We start from the raw sequence: 3,540 nt of genomic DNA on the forward strand, positions 1-3,540 counted from the left end.
GGCATCGAACGGAGCTCCATGATCTGCGGGGTGGGGGAGGGACAGAGGGGTGGGGGAGGGACAGAGGGGTGGGGGAGGAACAGATCATCCCATCGTCCTACCGCAGGGCCGCTGAAGTGGGTGAAACACCTGATGTGCCCGATATCGGACGTCGCAGGTCGCGGCGCTACCCGTCACGGTGACAGGTGTGCGATCGCTCCCGTCTCCAAGGCCGCCCACAGAGACCCGTCGGGGCCGACCGCGATGCCGTGCGGCTCTGATGACGGCGTCGGCAGGTCGTACTCCCGGATCCGGCCTTCGGCGGTGATGCGCCCGATCCGGTTCGCGCCCCATTCGGTGAACCGGCACCCTCCGGCCTGATCGGCGACGATCGCATGTGGGCGCGCGGTGCGATCCGGAAGCGGGAACTCCTGGACGTGAACCGCAGTGCGCCGTCCGGGCCGGTGGTGATGCCGTACGGGCCGGCCTCCGGCCCTGTCACGGGGATCTGCGTCACCGTGATCTGAGTCACCGTCATCTGGCGTATCGACGGCCGGGCTGGGTGCTGCATCGAGGTCTCCTTTGGGGACGAAACAGTGGACGCCGGACGGGCGTCGCCGCGGCAACGTACGGGTGCCTCAGGCCCTCGCCGGAACCGGGCCGGTGACGGGAGCCCCGGCGGTCATCGCAGCATCACGATCCCAGCTTAATGCTACGAATGTAGCGATAAGATGCTGCCATGATCCCGCCGCGATCGACAAGCGAGTTTCCCGGCGTACCGCCGCCGTCACCGTCGCACCAGGTCGACGCCGTCCCGGCCCGCCGGCCCGGCGGGCGAAGCGCACAGGTCCGCCGCCGGGTGCTCGACGCGGTACGGGCGCAACTGGTCGAGCACGGCTACGACGCGCTGAGCGTGGACGCCGTGGCCGATCGCTCGGGCGTGCATCGCACCACGGTGTACCGGCGCTGGCGCGACGTCGGCGGGCTGCTCGCCGACGTCCTCGACGAGGCCGCCGGCGACGACTGGAGCCCTCCCGACACCGGCTCGCTCGAAGGCGACCTCCTGGCGGTCAACCGCGAGGGCCACACCGCCCTGAGCGGCGACCCTCCGATCACCACCGCGCTCATCGCGGCGTCATTCCGCTCGGAGCAGGCCGCTGAGGCCCTGCGGCTCTTCTGGGCCGACCGGTACGCCCGCTGCTCCGTCATCGTGCGACGCGCCGTGGACCGCGGCGAGATACCGGCGCGCACCGACCCGCGCCGGCTGCTCGTCGCGGCCACCGCGCCGCTCTACCACGAGATGGTCCTTCTCCGTACGCCTGCCGGCATCGGCCTCGCCGAGCGATCGGCCGTCGACGCGGCCATCGCGGCACGAGCGGGCGCGTTCGCCGCCTCGGGTGCCGCCGGCACCGGATGAGACAAGAGGTCGCCGGCCGGGCCGGGCCGATATCGGGCTACCGTGTCCTTCCCGGCAGCGGCCCGAGCGACGGCGTGTAGACCGGTATCTGACGGTGGTGGGTGGCCTGCTCGTAGGCGTACGCGAAGCCGAGCAGCCGCGGTTCGGTGAACGCCTTGCCGAGGAAGGCCAGGTCGACGGACGCGCCCGATGCGCCGACCCCCGCGGGGACCAGAACCGAGGGGTAGCCCGACAGGCTGGCGAGGGCGGACCCGCCGCCCGCCGCGTGCACGAGCACGTCGACGTCGTTGGCCTCGAGCAGCCGGTCGATCTCCGCGCGCATCGCCGCCGGGCCGGTGCGCACGGCGGTCAGGTAGTCGGCGTCCCGGAGCGATCCGCGGGTCGCCTCGCTCCTGAGCCGGGCGAGCACGGCGGGCGCGATGCCGAATCCCTCGGCCTCACTGGCGGCCAGTACGTCGGCGTGCGACCGCACCGGTGCGCCGGGGCGTCGAGTGGTCAGATACTCGCCGAGCTGGTTCTTGAACTCGGTCTCGGAGATGAAGGTGTAGTACTGGCCCTGCAGCGCCTGCATCGACGATGGGGCCTGGATGCCGTCCACGATCTTCGCGCCGAGCGCCCTCATCTCCGTCAGCGCCTGATCGATGACCGGCGCGTCACCGCCGCTCACGTACGTGCCCAGCACCCCGACGCGTACGCCCTTGAGCGCGTTGGTCCGCAGGTTGCGCGTGTAGTCGGAGGGCACCCTGCCCTTGGCGGTCAGTGTGCGGGGGTCCTGGTGGTCGACGCCCGCGATGACGTTGAGCATGCGCGCGCTGTCGGTGACGGTGCGCGTCATCGGCCCGGCCACGTCGAAGGTGAGCGCGAACGGGATGATCCCGGTGCCGCTGACGAGCCCGCGGGTGGTCTTCACGCCGACCAGCGACTCGGCGTTCACCGGTCCGCGGATCGAGCCGAGGGTGTCGGTGCCGACGGACAGCACCGCGAAGTTCGCCGCTACGGCGGCGGCCGGCCCGCCGCTCGATCCGGCCGGTGATCGGGACAGGTCGTACGGGTTCAGCGTCTGCCCGTTGACCGAGCTGTAGCCGGCCATGCCGCCGTGGGCCCACTCGTCCATGTTGCCCTTGCCGAGGACGATGGCGCCGGCTTTGCGCAGCCGGGTGGTGATGAAGGCGTCCTTGCGAGGGACCGACCCGGCGAGCGCCTTCGATCCGCCGGTGGTCGGCAGGTCCGCGGTCTCGATGTTGTCCTTGAGGACGACCGGGACGCAGTGCAGTTCGCCGACGTGTCCCCTCGCCCGCCGGTAGGCGGCGTCGCGGGCCCGGGCCTGCGCCATCGCGTCCGGAGCGAGTGTGATCAGAGAGTTGATCGCCGGGCCGGCGTCCTCGTACGCCCTGATGCGGGCGAGGTAGCCGCCGATCAGCGTCTCGCAGGTGAGCGATCCGCGGGCGAGGGCGGAGTGGATCTTCGCGACGGTGGTCTCGTCGAGCGTGAAGCCGGGGTGCCGGGCGGGCGTGGCGCTCGCCGGGGTAGCGGTCAGGGCGAACAGGGACGCCGCGAGGGGCGCGGTCAGGGCCGGGAACAGACGGGGACGGCGCAAGGGCTTCTCCGGTGCGTGAACGTGGGCGGTCCGTGCACGTTAGAGAAAGATCGTTTCGCTGCCGTTTCGAGACGATTGCGTGCCATGTCGCTGTTCGCGAAGAACGGGCGCCCAGGCCCACCGGAACGGTGAGCCGGGACGCCCGTGCTCCCTGCGGTCAGTCCTTACCGTCCGCCATGGGAGCGGAATCGCTCGCGGCACTGCTTGAGGTCGACCCGTTCCTGCTCACCGCGGTCGACGCGCACCTTGACGGTCTGCAGCACCTTCCCGTCCGGTCGGGCGCAGGTGAGCGTCCAGGACTCCCGTACGAAGCCGGGGTGCTCGGTGTGCACACCGTCGGCCTGGTACGGCGGCACCGGGCGGAGCGACGGGTTGACGTCCCAAGTGAAGTGGCCACTGCGTTCGCTGACCTCCATGGAGGAGCTGAGGTGGTTGGCGAAGGCGACCGGCCGGGTGGTCCCGTCGGGCTGGGCGACCGGGTTGGTCCACAGTGGGAAGTCCTTGCTGATGCGCAGCACCGCGCCGCGCGGTGCCTTTCCGCTGATGA

3 protein-coding genes are annotated in these 3,540 nt (G+C 71.2%); 1 reads left to right on the forward strand and 2 read right to left on the reverse strand.

What is annotated here, in order from left to right:
* The first annotated feature begins 718 nt into the window (after positions 1-718).
* The gene (locus HKK72_RS37525) at positions 719-1,396 is read left to right on the forward strand and encodes a TetR/AcrR family transcriptional regulator (protein WP_222721634.1); all 678 of its coding nucleotides are present in this window, start codon (positions 719-721) and stop codon (positions 1,394-1,396) included.
* A 37-nt stretch (positions 1,397-1,433) separates the two neighbouring features.
* On the opposite strand, the gene HKK72_RS37530 is transcribed toward HKK72_RS37525, so the two are convergent.
* On the reverse strand, positions 1,434-2,993 hold the full coding sequence (locus HKK72_RS37530) for an amidase family protein (RefSeq protein ID WP_187239145.1): 1,560 nt from the start codon (positions 2,991-2,993) through the stop codon (positions 1,434-1,436).
* A 164-nt stretch (positions 2,994-3,157) separates the two neighbouring features.
* Positions 3,158-3,540: hypothetical protein (locus HKK72_RS37535; protein WP_222721635.1), on the reverse strand; the 383-nt coding region annotated here is incomplete at its 5' end.

This window comes from Actinomadura sp. HBU206391, from assembly GCF_014323665.1.
Lineage (GTDB): Bacteria > Actinomycetota > Actinomycetes > Streptosporangiales > Streptosporangiaceae > Actinomadura_C.

Bases quoted from the DNA above. Each gene is read 5' to 3' on its own strand.
- HKK72_RS37525 (WP_222721634.1), top strand. From the start codon at position 719: ATGATCCCGCCGCGATCGACAAGCGAGTTTCCCGGCGTACCGCCGCCG.